The sequence below is a fragment of the Cellulomonas massiliensis JC225 genome, assembly GCF_000312005.1.
GTDB classification, from domain to species: Bacteria; Actinomycetota; Actinomycetes; order Actinomycetales; family Cellulomonadaceae; genus Cellulomonas; species Cellulomonas massiliensis.
The window spans coordinates 2,094,528-2,107,607 of record NZ_HE978588.1; the positions used below are offsets into that span (position 1 = coordinate 2,094,528).

General features: G+C 75.3%; 14 protein-coding genes and 2 tRNA genes. 11 read left to right on the forward strand and 5 right to left on the reverse strand.

Annotated elements, in window-relative coordinates; translation table 11 throughout:
• Positions 1-121: 121 nt before the first annotated feature.
• The 3 genes from HGCM_RS09945 (at position 122) to HGCM_RS09955 (ending at position 1,028) form a co-directional block, all read left to right on the forward strand.
• Positions 122-559, forward strand: a complete 438-nt coding sequence (locus HGCM_RS09945) for a DUF6912 family protein (RefSeq protein ID WP_019136694.1) — start codon at positions 122-124, stop codon at positions 557-559.
• Between the two features lie 218 nt (positions 560-777).
• Positions 778-849 (forward strand) — tRNA-Gln (locus tag HGCM_RS09950).
• 106 nt (positions 850-955) lie between these two features.
• Positions 956-1,028: transfer RNA gene (locus HGCM_RS09955), tRNA-Glu, on the forward strand.
• Positions 1,029-1,119: 91 nt separating this feature from the next.
• Here the strand turns inward: HGCM_RS09955 and HGCM_RS09960 are convergent.
• Positions 1,120-1,839 (reverse strand): IclR family transcriptional regulator, encoded by a 720-nt coding sequence (locus tag HGCM_RS09960; RefSeq protein ID WP_026075392.1) that lies wholly within the window; start codon positions 1,837-1,839, stop codon positions 1,120-1,122.
• Between the two features lie 140 nt (positions 1,840-1,979).
• Here HGCM_RS09960 and leuC point away from each other — a divergent pair, with 140 nt between their 5' ends.
• The 5 genes from leuC (at position 1,980) to HGCM_RS09985 (ending at position 7,618) form a co-directional block, all read left to right on the forward strand.
• Positions 1,980-3,461, forward strand: coding sequence for a 3-isopropylmalate dehydratase large subunit (leuC, locus tag HGCM_RS09965; protein WP_019136696.1), 1,482 nt, complete (start codon positions 1,980-1,982; stop codon positions 3,459-3,461).
• Between the two features lie 22 nt (positions 3,462-3,483).
• Positions 3,484-4,155 carry a 3-isopropylmalate dehydratase small subunit gene (gene leuD, locus HGCM_RS09970; protein WP_019136697.1) on the forward strand — a complete coding sequence of 224 codons (672 nt, stop codon included), beginning with the start codon at positions 3,484-3,486 and terminating at the stop codon, positions 4,153-4,155.
• Positions 4,156-4,384: 229 nt separating this feature from the next.
• Positions 4,385-5,713, forward strand: a complete 1,329-nt coding sequence (murA, locus tag HGCM_RS09975) for a UDP-N-acetylglucosamine 1-carboxyvinyltransferase (protein WP_040399052.1) — start codon at positions 4,385-4,387, stop codon at positions 5,711-5,713.
• Positions 5,714-5,798: 85 nt separating this feature from the next.
• Entirely contained in the window at positions 5,799-6,566 is a 768-nt protein-coding gene (locus HGCM_RS17880; RefSeq protein WP_019136699.1) for a lysophospholipid acyltransferase family protein, read from the forward strand.
• A complete protein-coding gene (locus tag HGCM_RS09985; RefSeq protein ID WP_019136700.1) occupies positions 6,563-7,618 on the forward strand; it encodes an NAD(P)H-dependent glycerol-3-phosphate dehydrogenase in 1,056 nt (351 codons plus the stop codon). The genes HGCM_RS17880 and HGCM_RS09985 overlap by 4 nt, the downstream gene beginning before the upstream one ends.
• A 5-nt stretch (positions 7,619-7,623) precedes the next feature.
• On the opposite strand, the gene HGCM_RS09990 is transcribed toward HGCM_RS09985, so the two are convergent.
• A complete protein-coding gene (locus HGCM_RS09990; RefSeq protein ID WP_019136701.1) occupies positions 7,624-8,814 on the reverse strand; it encodes a trans-sulfuration enzyme family protein in 1,191 nt (396 codons plus the stop codon).
• A 42-nt stretch (positions 8,815-8,856) separates the two neighbouring features.
• Here HGCM_RS09990 and HGCM_RS09995 point away from each other — a divergent pair, with 42 nt between their 5' ends.
• On the forward strand, positions 8,857-9,966 hold the full coding sequence (locus tag HGCM_RS09995; RefSeq protein ID WP_026075393.1) for a D-alanine--D-alanine ligase family protein: 1,110 nt from the start codon (positions 8,857-8,859) through the stop codon (positions 9,964-9,966).
• Positions 9,967-9,978: 12 nt separating this feature from the next.
• Here the strand turns inward: HGCM_RS09995 and HGCM_RS10000 are convergent, their stop codons facing one another.
• A complete protein-coding gene (locus tag HGCM_RS10000) occupies positions 9,979-10,476 on the reverse strand; it encodes a DUF3515 family protein (protein ID WP_019136703.1) in 498 nt (165 codons plus the stop codon).
• Positions 10,477-10,550: 74 nt separating this feature from the next.
• On the opposite strand from HGCM_RS10000, the gene HGCM_RS10005 reads away from it, so the two are divergent.
• Complete coding sequence (locus HGCM_RS10005) at positions 10,551-11,525, forward strand: thiamine-phosphate kinase (protein WP_019136704.1); 975 nt, start codon at positions 10,551-10,553, stop codon at positions 11,523-11,525.
• 15 nt (positions 11,526-11,540) lie between these two features.
• Here HGCM_RS10005 and HGCM_RS10010 read toward each other — a convergent pair whose 3' ends face one another.
• Positions 11,541-12,062: a GNAT family N-acetyltransferase gene (locus HGCM_RS10010; protein WP_019136705.1), complete on the reverse strand. Its 522-nt coding sequence runs from the start codon at positions 12,060-12,062 to the stop codon at positions 11,541-11,543.
• Positions 12,063-12,193: 131 nt separating this feature from the next.
• Positions 12,194-12,385, reverse strand: coding sequence for a 50S ribosomal protein L28 (rpmB, locus tag HGCM_RS10015; protein ID WP_019136706.1), 192 nt, complete (start codon positions 12,383-12,385; stop codon positions 12,194-12,196).
• Positions 12,386-12,728: 343 nt separating this feature from the next.
• Here rpmB and HGCM_RS17885 point away from each other — a divergent pair.
• A partial coding sequence (locus HGCM_RS17885) for a DAK2 domain-containing protein (protein WP_246119452.1) occupies positions 12,729-13,080 on the forward strand: 352 nt, incomplete at its 3' end.

A 13,080-nucleotide genomic window follows, 5' to 3' on the forward strand; every position in this document is an offset into this window, starting at 1 on the left:
AGGGCCGGCGTCCGCCGCCGGCCGGCTGGCGTCCTGAGCGACCCGGCGGCCGCGCCCGTCCCGCCGCGTCCGCGCGGGCGCTCCGTCGTGCCGCGCCGCGGGTCGCGGGCACACTGAGGTCATGCGCATCTACCTGCCGGCCACCCTCGACGAGCTGGACGGGGCGCTGCGGCCGCGCCGCGCCCACGCCGTGACGTCGGCCCTGCGCGCGGAGCTGCCGGACGAGGACGACGAGGGCCTGGAGTTCGCGGCCCAGCTCGCCGCCGCCGCGGGCTCGCTGGAGCTGATCGCCGCCTCGCCGGACGCGCCGCGGCTGCGGCTGGTCGTCTCCGCGGACGTGCCCGACGCGGCGGTCACGGTGGCCGAGGGGGCGGAGCCGAGCGCCGTGGACGTCGGGCTGGTGGCCCCCGACGCGATCGCGTGCGTGCACGTCGACGAGCCGCAGGCGCGGCCGGACGTCGAGCGCGCGATCGCGGGCGACGCCGACGCGGCCGAGCGCCTCGAGGAGGCGGACCTGCTCTGGTACGACGTGAGCGAGCTGCGCGCCATCCCGCGGTGACGGCGGGCGGCACGGGACGGCCGGCAGGGTCCGCACGTGGCGTCCGTCACGATCGGCGCGGCGGGCCGACCCCAGGTGGACCCGCGGGCCCGGCCTCGGGTATCGTTCACGGCCGGTACGACGTCCGGTCGGCACGCGCCGACACCCGTTCCCGCAGGTCTGGCGACGCAGCGATGCGCCCGAGGAGCCGCAGGTGCGACCCGGAGGTCATACCCCCATGGGGTATGGTGTAATTGGCAGCACGAGTGATTCTGGTTCACTTAGTCTAGGTTCGAGTCCTGGTACCCCAGCGCGAGCACCGCTGCTGAGCCCGCACGGTTCCGATTTCGGAACGGTGCAGGACCTCAGGTAGAGTGTTCACTCGCACGCAGGGCCCTCGGGTCCCGCAGGCAGCAGGCCCCCGTTGTGTAGCGGCCTAGCACGCCGCCCTCTCACGGCGGTAGCGCCGGTTCGAATCCGGTCGGGGGTACGGAAGAAGGCCCGGTCACCACGGTGACCGGGCCTTCGTCGTCGAGCGGCTGTCGCGGTGGGCCCCGCTCGTCGCGGGGCCCACCGCGCGCTCAGTCCGCGGTGCGCCGCAAGACCTCGGTGAGCCGGTTGGCGGCGGAGACGACGGCGGAGGCGTGCAGCCGGCCCGGCTGGCGGGTGAGGCGCTCGAGCGGCCCCGACACGCACACGGCGGCGACGACGCGCCCCGACGGGCCGCGCACGGGCGCGGAGACGGAGGCCACGCCGATCTCGCGCTCGGACACGGACTGCGCCCACCCGCGGCGGCGGACGCCGGACAGGATCGTCGCCGTGAACTTGGCGCCCTGGAGCCCGCGGTGCAGGCGGTCGGGCTCCTCCCACGCGAGCAGCACCTGCGCGGCGGACCCGGCCTGCATGGTGAGCGTCGCGCCCACGGGGATCGAGTCCCGCAGGCCGATGGGGCGCTCCGCGGCGGCCACGCAGATGCGCATGTCGCCCTGGCGGCGGTAGAGCTGCGCGCTCTCGCCGGTGTGGTCGCGCACGGCGGCCAGCACGGGGCCGGCGGCCGCGAGCAGCCGGTCCTCGCCCGCGGCGGTCGCGAGCTCGGAGAGACGGGGGCCGAGCACGAACCGGCCCTGGAGGTCACGGGCGACGAGCCGGTGGTGCTCGAGCGCGACGGCGAGGCGGTGGGCGGTCGGACGGGCGAGGTGGGTGGCCGTCACGAGCTGCGCGAGGGTGGCCGGGCCGGCCTCGAGCGCGCTCAGGACGGACGCGGCCTTGTCCAGCACGCCGACTCCGCTAGAGTTGTCCATAGGTCGATATTGTCGTCTCGCTGACTGAGATGCAAGCAGCAGGCGGGTGACACGCACGGACCACGACCGAACACCCGGGATCATCCCCCTCCCGGGTGCAGAGCGACAACGGGCGAACAGCCCGTGGAGATGGACGAGACATGGCCGGCACGTTGGCGGAGAAGGTGTGGGACGCGCACGTCGTGCGTCGCGGGACGGACGGGGCGCCCGACCTCCTCTACATCGACCTCCACCTCGTCCACGAGGTGACCAGCCCGCAGGCGTTCGAGGGGCTCCGGCTCGCGGGCCGCCCGGTCCGTCGTCCGGACCTCACGATCGCCACCGAGGACCACAACACGCCGACGCTCGACATCGACCGGCCGATCGCCGACACCACGAGCCGGACGCAGATCGAGACGCTGCGCAGCAACGCCGCCGAGTTCGGCGTGCGCATCCACTCGCTCGGCGACGCGGACCAGGGCATCGTCCACCAGGTCGGCCCGCAGCTCGGCCTCACGCAGCCCGGGCTCACCGTCGTGTGCGGCGACTCGCACACGTCGACGCACGGCGCGTTCGGCGCCCTCGCGTTCGGCATCGGCACGAGCGAGGTCGAGCACGTGCTCGCGACGCAGACGCTGCCGCTGGCGCCCTTCAAGACGATGGCGATCACCGTCGACGGCGAGCTGCCGCCCGGCGCCACGAGCAAGGACATCATCCTGGCGATCATCGCCAAGATCGGCACCGGCGGCGGCCAGGGCTACGTGCTCGAGTACCGCGGCGAGGCGATCCGGTCGCTGTCGATGGAAGCCCGGATGACGATCTGCAACATGTCGATCGAGGCCGGCGCCCGCGCGGGCATGATCGCGCCGGACGAGACGACGTTCGCCTACCTCCAGGGCCGCCCGCACGCGCCGGAGGGCGCCGACTGGGACGCCGCGGTCGAGTACTGGCGCACGCTGCGCAGCGACGACGACGCGCAGTTCGACGCCGAGGTCGTGCTCGAGGCGGCCGACCTCGAGCCGTTCGTCACCTGGGGCACCAACCCGGGCCAGGGCCTGCCGCTGTCCGGCTCGGTCCCGCGCCCGGAGGAGATCGCCGACGAGAACGAGCGCGTCGCCGCCGAGCGCGCGATCGAGTACATGGGCCTCGTCCCGGGGCAGCCGCTGCGCTCGATCCCGGTCGACACGGTCTTCATCGGCTCGTGCACGAACGGGCGGATCGAGGACCTGCGCTCGGTGGCCAAGGTGCTGCAGGGCCGCAGGAAGCACGACGACGTCCGCGTGCTCGTCGTCCCCGCGTCGGCGCGCGTGCGCCTGCAGGCGGAGGCGGAGGGCCTGGACCGGATCTTCCTCGACTTCGGCGCCGAGTGGCGCAACGCCGGCTGCTCGATGTGCCTGGGCATGAACCCCGACCAGCTCACGCCGGGGGAGCGCGCCGCGTCCACGTCGAACCGCAACTTCGAGGGCCGGCAGGGCAAGGGCGGTCGCACCCACCTGGTCTCGCCGCTCGTCGCGGCCGCCACGGCGATCCGCGGGACGCTCTCGTCGCTCTCGGACCTCGACCTGCCCGAGGGCACCGACATCTCGTCGTTCGACGGCACGCCCCTGGCCCCCCTCGACCCGCGCGTCCTCGTGCAGGTCTGACCCCCTCGACCGGAGAAGCACCATGGAGAAGTTCACCCAGCACACCGGCGTCGGGGTCCCGCTGCGCCGCAGCAACGTCGACACCGACCAGATCATCCCGGCGGTCTACCTCAAGCGGGTGACCCGCACCGGGTTCGAGGACGCGCTGTTCGCCGCCTGGCGCGGCGACCCGGCGTTCGTCCTCAACCAGGACGCCTACCGCGCGGGCTCGGTGCTCGTCGCCGGCCCCGACTTCGGCACGGGCTCGTCGCGCGAGCACGCGGTCTGGGCGCTCAAGGACTACGGCTTCCGCGTCGTCATCTCGGCGCGGTTCGCCGACATCTTCCGCGGGAACTCGGGCAAGCAGGGTCTGCTGGCCGCCCAGGTCGCCCAGGAGGACATCGAGCTGATCTGGAAGATCCTCGAGACCCGGCCGGGCACCGAGATCACGGTCGACCTCGACGCGCGCACCGTGACGTGCGACGACGTCGTGGTCCGCTTCCACGTGGACGACTACACGCGCTGGCGCCTCATGGAGGGCCTGGACGACATCGGCCTCACGCTCGAGCACGAGGCGGAGATCGCGCAGTTCGAGGCGCGTCGCGAGCCGTGGCGCCCGCGCACCCTCCCGGCGAAGCACCTGCCCAAGGTCGAGATCGCCGCGGCACGCCCCGCCGGCACGCCGCTCGAGCTGGGCCCGACCCGCTCCGCCTGAGCCCGACGAGCCGTCCGGGCGAGCCGCCCGACGCGCCCGCCCGACGAGCCCCGACCCGCCTCGCGGGTCGGGGCTCGCCGCGTCCCGGTCGACGGTGGGCGCGGGGTCGGGTCTACCGTGGTGCGCGGTCGGCGCCCGGCGGTCGCGGGGCGCTGGCCGTGTGAAGGTGCCGTGCGGGTCGGGCCGGCCCGGGGGAGGGCGGCCGGGCGACGGCCCGGCGTGGGTGAGGATGGTGCGTGTGAGCCAGGACCTGCTGTACGTCTCGGGCGGTACGCCGCTGTCGGGTGAGATCACGGTGCGCGGCGCCAAGAACTTCGTCTCCAAGGCGATGGTGGCGGCGCTGCTGGGGGAGACCCCCACCGTGCTGCGCAACGTCCCGCAGATCCGAGACGTCGCCGTCGTCACGGGACTGCTGGAGCTGCACGGCGTGCGGGTCGACGCGGACCCCGTGGCCGGCACCCTGCACCTCGACCCGTCGGCCGTGGAGTCGGCGCACGTCGCGGACATCGACGCCCACGCCGGCGCGAGCCGGATCCCCATCCTGTTCTGCGGGCCGCTGCTGCACCGGCTCGGTGAGGCGTTCATCCCGGACCTCGGCGGCTGCCGGATCGGCGACCGGCCGATCAACTACCACCTCGACATCCTGCGGCAGTTCGGCGCGGTCGTGGACAAGACGGACACCGGGATCCACATCCGCGCGCCGCGCCGCCTGCAGGGCACCAAGATCGCGCTGCCGTACCCGAGCGTCGGTGCGACCGAGCAGCTGCTGCTCACCGCCGTGCGCGCGGAGGGCATCACCGAGCTGTCCGGCGCCGCCATCGAGCCCGAGATCATGGACCTCATCAACGTCCTGCAGAAGATGGGCGCGATCATCTCGGTCGACACCGACCGGGTGATCCGGATCGAGGGCGTCGACCGGCTCGTCGGCTGCACGCACACCGCGCTCGCGGACCGCGTCGAGGCAGCCTCGTGGGCCTCCGCCGCGCTCGCGACCGGCGGCGACGTGTACGTCCGCGGCGCCACCCAGCCGGAGATGACGACGTTCCTCAACACGTTCCGGAAGGTCGGCGGCGAGTTCGTCGTGGACGACGACGGCATCCGGTTCTTCCACCCCGGCGGGCCGCTGCGGTCCATCCAGCTCGAGACCGACGTGCACCCCGGCTTCATGACGGACTGGCAGCAGCCGCTCGTCGTCGCCCTGACCCAGGCCTCGGGGCTGTCGATCGTGCACGAGACCGTCTACGAGAACCGCTTCGGCTTCGTCGACGCGCTGCGCGGCATGGGCGCCACGATCCAGGTCTACAAGGAGTGCCTCGGCGGGCGCCCGTGCCGGTTCGGGCAGCGCAACTTCTTCCACTCCGCGGTCATCTCGGGGCCCACGCCGCTGTCGGCGGCCGAGATCGAGGTGCCGGACCTGCGCGGCGGGTTCAGCCACCTCATCGCGGCGCTCACCGCGAAGGGGACGTCCGCCGTGCGGGGCATCAGCCTCATCGACCGCGGGTACGAGCACTTCACCGACAAGCTCGCGGCGCTGGGCGCGGACGTCGACCGCCCGTGACGTCCGGGGCGCCCCGACGCCACCGGGTGTCCACGGGGGACGTGCCGCGTCCCGCCCTCGTGGGCAGCAGGTAGCATCGGCTCCCGTGCCGTCGCCGACCCGATCGAACCGCGCCTACCGCGTGGTCGCCCGCATCGTGCGGCCGTTGCTCTTCTCGATGACGCGCCCCGACTGGCACGGCGGCGAGCACCTGCCGACGGACCGCGGCTACATCGCGGCGTCCAACCACATGACGAACGTCGACCCGCTCACGTTCGCGCACTACCTGTGGGACCACGGCGTCGCGCCGCGCATCCTGGCCAAGGCGCCGCTGTTCGGGGTCCCCGTGCTGGCGGGCGTGCTGCGGGCGACGGGCCAGATCCCCGTGTACCGCAACACGACGAACGCGGTCGAGTCGCTGCGCGCCGCGATCCGTGCGATCGAGGAGGGCGAGTGCGTCGCCGTCTTCCCCGAGGGCACGCTGACGCGTGACCCCGACCTGTGGCCGATGGTCGGCAAGACCGGCGTCGCGCGGCTCGCGCTGACGACGCGGGCGCCGGTCGTGCCGATCGCGCAGTGGGGGGCGCAGGACCTGCTCGGCCGCTACGCCAAGCTCCTCAAGCCGATCCCCCGCAAGAAGGTCACCGTCGTGGCCGGCCCGCCGGTGGTGCTCGACGACCTGTACGACCGACCGCAGGACACCGCGACGCTGCGCGAGGCCACGGAGCGCGTGATGGCCGCGATCACCGCGCTGCTGGAGGACGTCCGCGGCGAGAAGGCCCCGGAGGTCCGTTACGACATGCGCAAGCCCCCCGCCCCCGGCGAGCGGCGCCCCGGCGGGGCGCACGGCACGCTGCCGGAGCCGCCCGCATGAGCGGCGACCAGACGGTCGAGATGGAGCCGGTGGTCCACCTGCGCGCGGCGGTGCTCGGCGCCGGCAGCTGGGGCACCACCTTCGCGGCGGTGCTCGCCGACGCGGGCTGCGACGTGGCGGTCTGGGGGCGCGACGAGAAGGTCTGCGCCCAGATCACCGAGCAGCACCGCAACGAGCGCTACCTGCCCGGCGTCGAGCTGCCCGTCGGCGTCACGGCGACGACCGACCCCCGCGCGGCCGTCCAGGGTGCCGACGTCGTGGTCGTCGCGGTGCCGTCGCAGAGCGCCCGCGAGGTGCTCACGCCGCTGGCGGGCGCCGTCGGCCCGCGCGCGGTGGCCGTGTCGCTCATGAAGGGCGTGGAGCTGGGCACGGACAAGCGCATGAGCGAGGTGGTCGGCGAGTCCCTGGGGCTGCCGCCCGAGCGCGTCGCGGTCGTGTCCGGGCCCAACCTCGCGCACGAGATCGCGCGTCGGCAGCCCACCGCCACGGTGGTGGCCTCCGTCGACGAGCAGACCGCGCGCCTCGTCGCGCGCGCCTGCGCGTCGTCCTACTTCCGCCCGTACACGAACCTCGACGTCGTGGGCGTCGAGCTGTCGGGCGCGGTGAAGAACGTGATCGCGCTCGCGGTGGGCATCGCCCAGGGGCGCGGGTTCGGGTTCAACACGATGGCGACCGTCATCACGCGCGGCCTCGTCGAGATCACCCGCCTGGGCCTCGCGCTGGGCGCCGACGCCGAGACGTTCCCGGGCCTCGCCGGCATGGGCGACCTCATGGCGACGTGCGCGTCGCCGGCCTCGCGCAACCACACGGTCGGAGGCCTCATCGGCCGCGGGCTGACGCTCGAGGAGGCCATCGCGGCCACGGGGGGCACCGCGGAGGGCGTGAAGGCCTGCCGGCCGATCCTCGAGCTGGCGCAGTCGCTGGGCGTCGAGATGCCCATCACGCACGCGGTCGTCCGCGTCCTGTACGAGGGGCTGCCCGTCGACGACCTCGCGCCGCTGCTGCTCGCCCGCCCGCACAAGGCGGAGGGCGTCGAGCCCCGTCGCGGCTGAGCCGCTCAGCGCACCGCCGCGCGCAGGGCACCGTCGAGGTCGCGCCAGAGGTCCTCGACGTCCTCGATGCCGACCGACAGCCGCAGCAGGTCCGTCGGGACCGTCGCGGACTCGGTCGCGAACCGCCGGCGGCGCTCGATCGTCGACTCGACGCCGCCGAGGCTCGTCGCCGGCACCCACAGGCGCAGGCCCGCCACGACCGCATCGGCCGCGCTCTCGCCGCCGTGGGGCCGCACGCCGAGCACCGCCCCGTACCCGTCCATCAGCCGGCCGGCGCGCTCGTGGCCCGGGTCGCCCGGCAGGCTCGGGTGGCGCACCTCCGCGACCGCCGGGTGCTCCGCGAGCCGCGCGGCCAGCAGCGCGGCACTGGCCTGCGCGCGCGAGACGCGCAGCGCGAGCGTGCGCAGCCCGCGCAGGGCCAGCCACACCTCGAACGGCCCGGCGATCGAGCCGTGCGTGGTCCGGTGCGCGTGCAGCCGGGCGTGCAGGGCGTCGTCGTCGGCGAGCAGCGCGCCCAGGACGACGTCGCTGTGGCCCGCGAGGAACTTCGTCACCGAGTGGACGACGACGTCCGCGCCGAGGGTGAGCGGGCGCTGCCCCAGCGGCGTCGAGAACGTGTTGTCGACGGCCACCAGCGCACCGACCTCGTGCGCGCCCGCCACGAGCGCCGGCAGGTCCGCCACCTCGAGCATGGGGTTCGTCGGGGACTCGACCCAGAGCATCGCCGCGGGCCGTCCGTCCCCGCGGACGGCGGCGAGGACGGCGTCGGTGTCCGCGACGTCGACGAGCTCCACCTCCAGGACCCCGCGCTCGGCCAGCTCGCGCGCCAGCACGAGCGTCACCTGGTACGCGTGCCGCGGCAGCACCACGCGCCCACCGGGCGGGACGAGCGCGAGCGCCGCGGCGACGGCGGCCATGCCGGAGCCGACGACGAGCGCGGGGTGGCGCGAGCGCTCCAGCCGGCCCAGGGCCTCCTCGAACGCGCGCCACGTCTCGGTGCCCTGGCGGGCGTACAGCAGCTCGCCCGGCGCGGGGACGCCCTGCGAGACGTAGGTCGACGAGAGCACCAGCGGCGGGTTCACCGGGGCCTGCTGCGCCCTCGCCGGCCGGCCCGCCACCACGGCCAGCGTGGCCGGTGACAGGTCCTCGTGCGGGTCGGCGGGGGAGGCTGCGGAGGTCGGGTCGTCGGGTGCCACGGGTGCAGGCTACGCGCCGCCGCACGGGTAGGGTCGGGCGCGATGAACGCGAACCCCCGTCCTCGGGTCATGGTGCTGTTCGGCGGCCGCTCGGGCGAGCACGTCATCTCGTGCTCCACCGCGAGCGGCGTGCTGCGGGCGATCGACCGCGACCGGTACGACGTCGTCGCGGTCGGCATCACGCCCACCGGCCGCTGGGTGCTCGCGGACGACGACCCGGACCGGTGGGCGATCGCCCCGGGGCGGCTGCCGCAGGTCGAGGACACCGCCGCGCACGTGCTCCTGCCGCAGGGCTCGGACGACCGCGCCGTGCAGGTGCTGGAGCCCGGGTCGGCGCCCCGCGTGCTGGGCGAGGTGGACGTCGTCTTCCCGCTGCTGCACGGCCCGTTCGGCGAGGACGGCACCGTGCAGGGCCTGCTCGAGCTGGCGGACGTCCGGTACGTCGGCGCGGGCGTGCTCGCCTCGGCCGTCGGCATGGACAAGCACATGATGAAGCTCGTGCTCGCCGGCTCCGGCCTGCCGGTCGGGCCGTACGTCGTGCTGCACCCGGACGAGCGCGACGAGGCGCTCGTGCGGGAGCGGGTCGCCCCGCTGGGCCTGCCCGTGTTCGTCAAGCCGGCCCGGGCGGGCTCGAGCCTGGGGATCTCGCGGGTCGACGACCTCGCCGACCTGCCGGCCGCCGTCGCGGCCGCGGCGGAGCACGACCCGAAGGTCGTCGTGGAGGCGGCGATCGTGGGCCGCGAGATCGAGTGCGGCGTGCTCGGCGGGCGGGACGGCGGACGGCCCCGCGCGTCGCTGCCGGGCGAGATCGTCGTCGCCGACTCCCACACGTTCTACGACTACGAGGCGAAGTACTTCGCCGAGCAGGACGTGCGTCTGTCGTGCCCCGCCGACCTGGCCCCCGACGTCGTCGCCCGCGTCCAGGACGTCGCCGTGCGCACGTTCGAGGCGCTCGGCTGCGAGGGGCTCGCCCGCGTCGACGTCTTCGTCACGCCGGACGACGAGGTCGTCGTGAACGAGATCAACACGATGCCCGGGTTCACGCCGTACTCGATGTACCCGCGCATGTGGGCGGCGAGCGGCCTGGACTACCCGGCGCTCGTGGACGAGCTGCTCACGCTCGCGCTCGAGCGGCCCACCGGCCTGCGCTGAGCCACCGCGGGCTCACACGCAGGCCCGCTCCTTGGTGGCCTTCTGCATCGCGGGACCCAGCACGTCGAGGTACGACGTCGACCGCTCCGAGCGGACCGCGGCGGGGATCGTCAGCTGGACCGCGGGCACCCGCCCGTAGGTCGTGAACGTCCAGTCGGAGCTGCCCTCGTGCTCCGGGTCGGCCGGCACCGCGACCCAGTCGGTGCTCGGGCCGTCGGGCGTCTGGACGGTGATGCACCGGTCGGTCGTCGGGCCGAGCGGCTCGACGCCGCAGCGCAGGACGACGGGGTGCTGCGGGTCGCCCCACGCCGTCGTCGCCTGGGCGTTGGTGTCGAGCCGATCGAGGCCCTCGCCCAGCGAGTCGGGTGTCGCGAGCACGACCGCCGCGCAGGCCGGGTCGGCGGCGTGCGGCGCGACCGTCACCGCGACGGTGGGCGCGCAGGCGGTCAGCACCGAGGCGGCGACGACGAGCGCGAGGGCGCGCGGGAGGGCACGACGACGGGGGAGCACCCGGCCACCGTAGCCCGCCCGCGCGGCGGCGGACGCACGTCCGGCGGTGGCTGCGCGGCGTCTACGGTGGGCGCGTGACCCTGGTGCGCGACCTGTCCGAGGAGGAGCTGCTCGCGCGGATCGTCCCGCTGCTGCCGCGCGGGACGGACACCCTGGTGCCGCCGGGGGACGACGCGGCCGTGCTGGCGGCGCCCGACGCCCGCGTCGTCGTGACGACGGACGTCCTGGTCGAGGGACGGCACTTCCGGCGGGAGTGGGGCACGGGACGGCAGGTCGGCGCGCGCGCCGCCGTGCAGAACCTCGCCGACGTGGCCGCCATGGGGGCCCGGCCGACGGGGCTGGTCGTGGCGCTCGCGGTGCCCGGCGACCTGCCGGCGGCGTGGGTGCAGGACCTGGCCCGCGGGCTCGCCGACGTGTGCGGGCCGCTCGGGGTCGGGGTCGTCGGGGGAGACCTGTCCGGCGCCGACGAGGTCGTCGTCGCCGTCACGGCCCACGGGGACCTCGAGGGGCGCGCGCCCGTGCTGCGCTCCGGGGCGCGGCCCGGCGACGTCGTCGCCCACGCCGGCGTGCGCGGCCGGTCGGCCGCCGGGCTGGCGCTGCTGCAGGCCGGCCGGCCGGAGCTGGACCCGGACCTCGTCGACCACCACCTCGCACCTGTCGCGCCGCTCGCGGCCGGGCCGGCGGCCGCACGAGCGGGGGCCACGGCGATGCTGGACGTGTCCGACGGGCTCCTGCGGGACGCGGACCGGCTCGCGCGGGCGAGCGGCGTGCGGGTCGAGCTCGACGCGGCCGAGGACGCGTTCGCCGAGGATCTCGCCCGCCTGCACGCGGCCGCCGCCGCGCTGGCCGGCGACGCGGTCGCGTGGGTGCTCACCGGGGGCGAGGACCACGGCCTGCTGGCGACGTTCCCGCCGGACGCCCGACTGCCGGAGCCGTTCCGCCGCGTGGGCACCGTCGCCCCGGCACGCGAGGCGCCGCACGTGCTGGTCGCCGGCCGGCCGCACGTCGGGCGCCCCGGCTGGGACCACTTCCGCGGCGAGGACGGCTAGGCGGCGGAGGCGCGCTCAGCCGCGGCGGTAGCGGACCTCGAGGAGCTCCGAGCCGCCGACCTCGTCGTAGCGCTCGACGCCGTCGGGCTGGAAGCCGTGGCGGCGGTAGAAGTGCCGGGCCCGCTCGTTGTCGGCCAGCACCCACAGCGTCAGCGGGTGCGCGCCGACCTCGGACAGGACGGTCCGCATGAGGTCGCGCGCGACGCCGTGGCCCCACGCGTCCGGCTCGAGGTACATCGAGTAGACCTCGCGGTCGCCGCGCCCGGCGTCCTCGTCCCGGCTCGGGCCGTACGTGACGAAGCCGATGACGCGCCGGGGCGTCCCCGCCACCCACGTCACCACGCCGTCGGCGGGCCCCGCCGCCAGGTGGCCGGACCACTCGCGGGCGCGCTCCACCTCGTCGAGCGACGCGAGGTGCTCCGCCGGGACGATCCCGTCGTAGGCCTCCCGCCACGACTGCACGTGCACCCGGGCGATCTCGCCGGCGTCGTCCAGGCTCGCGGGGCGGACCGTCACGTCGTCGAGCTGCTCGGCCATGTGGTCACCCTGCCACACGCACCGGAGGGCCGGAAGCACACCGGCGACAACCGCCCCGCTCCGGCCGCAGACGCGCGAGAGCCCGTGGGACTCGGGGGTCCCACGGGCTCTCGACGGGTGATCGGGTGCGGTCAGACCGCGCGCTGCACCTTGCCGGCCTTGAGGCACGAGGTGCAGACGTTGAGGCGCTTCGGCGTCCCGGCCACGACGGCGCGGACGCGCTGGATGTTCGGGTTCCAGCGGCGCTTGGTGCGCACGTGCGAGTGCGAGATGCTGTGCCCGAAGGACGGGCCCTTGGCGCAGACGTCGCAGGTAGCAGCCACGGTCTTCTCCTGAGTTCTGGCGGATCTGGCACGCCACCGCGAGGCGGCGAAGCTCGGGTCGTCGCGGCCGTGACCGACGCTCACCCCGCGCGCACGGCCGGACTGCCGGCCCTGTGAGTGGGGTTTCGCGGTCGCACGCCGCTGGTGCCCGTCTCCGGGCAACCGCTCAAGACTAGCCCATCGGCGTGCGGTCGCCCAAATGTCGCCGGCGTGCGGCAGGGTGGTCCCGCGCGGGCGCCGGGACGGCCGGCGGCGGCGGCGAGGGCGCGGGGCGACGCGCGAGACCGACGGCACGCCCACGACCAGGGCGGCCAGGACGAGGACGGGGACGGTGCAGCGGGCGGTGCAGCGGTTCGACGCCGCGACGATCCACGCGTGGGCGCAGGCGGCGCGGGCCGGCCTGGCGGCCGCCCGCGACCGGATCGACGCGATCAACGTCTTCCCCGTGGCCGACGGCGACACCGGCACGAACGTGCTGCTGACCGTCGACGGCGCGGTCGAGGCGCTCGCGCGGGCGCCGCGGACCGGGCCCGCGGAACCGGCGGCGCGGGCGCTCGCACGCGGCGCGCTGCTCGCCGCCCGCGGGAACTCGGGCGTGATCCTCAGCCAGTACCTCGTCGGCCTGGCGCGCGCGCTGCCGGCCGCCCGGGACGACCTCACGACCGCCGACCTCGCCAGTGCGCTCGCCGCGGCGG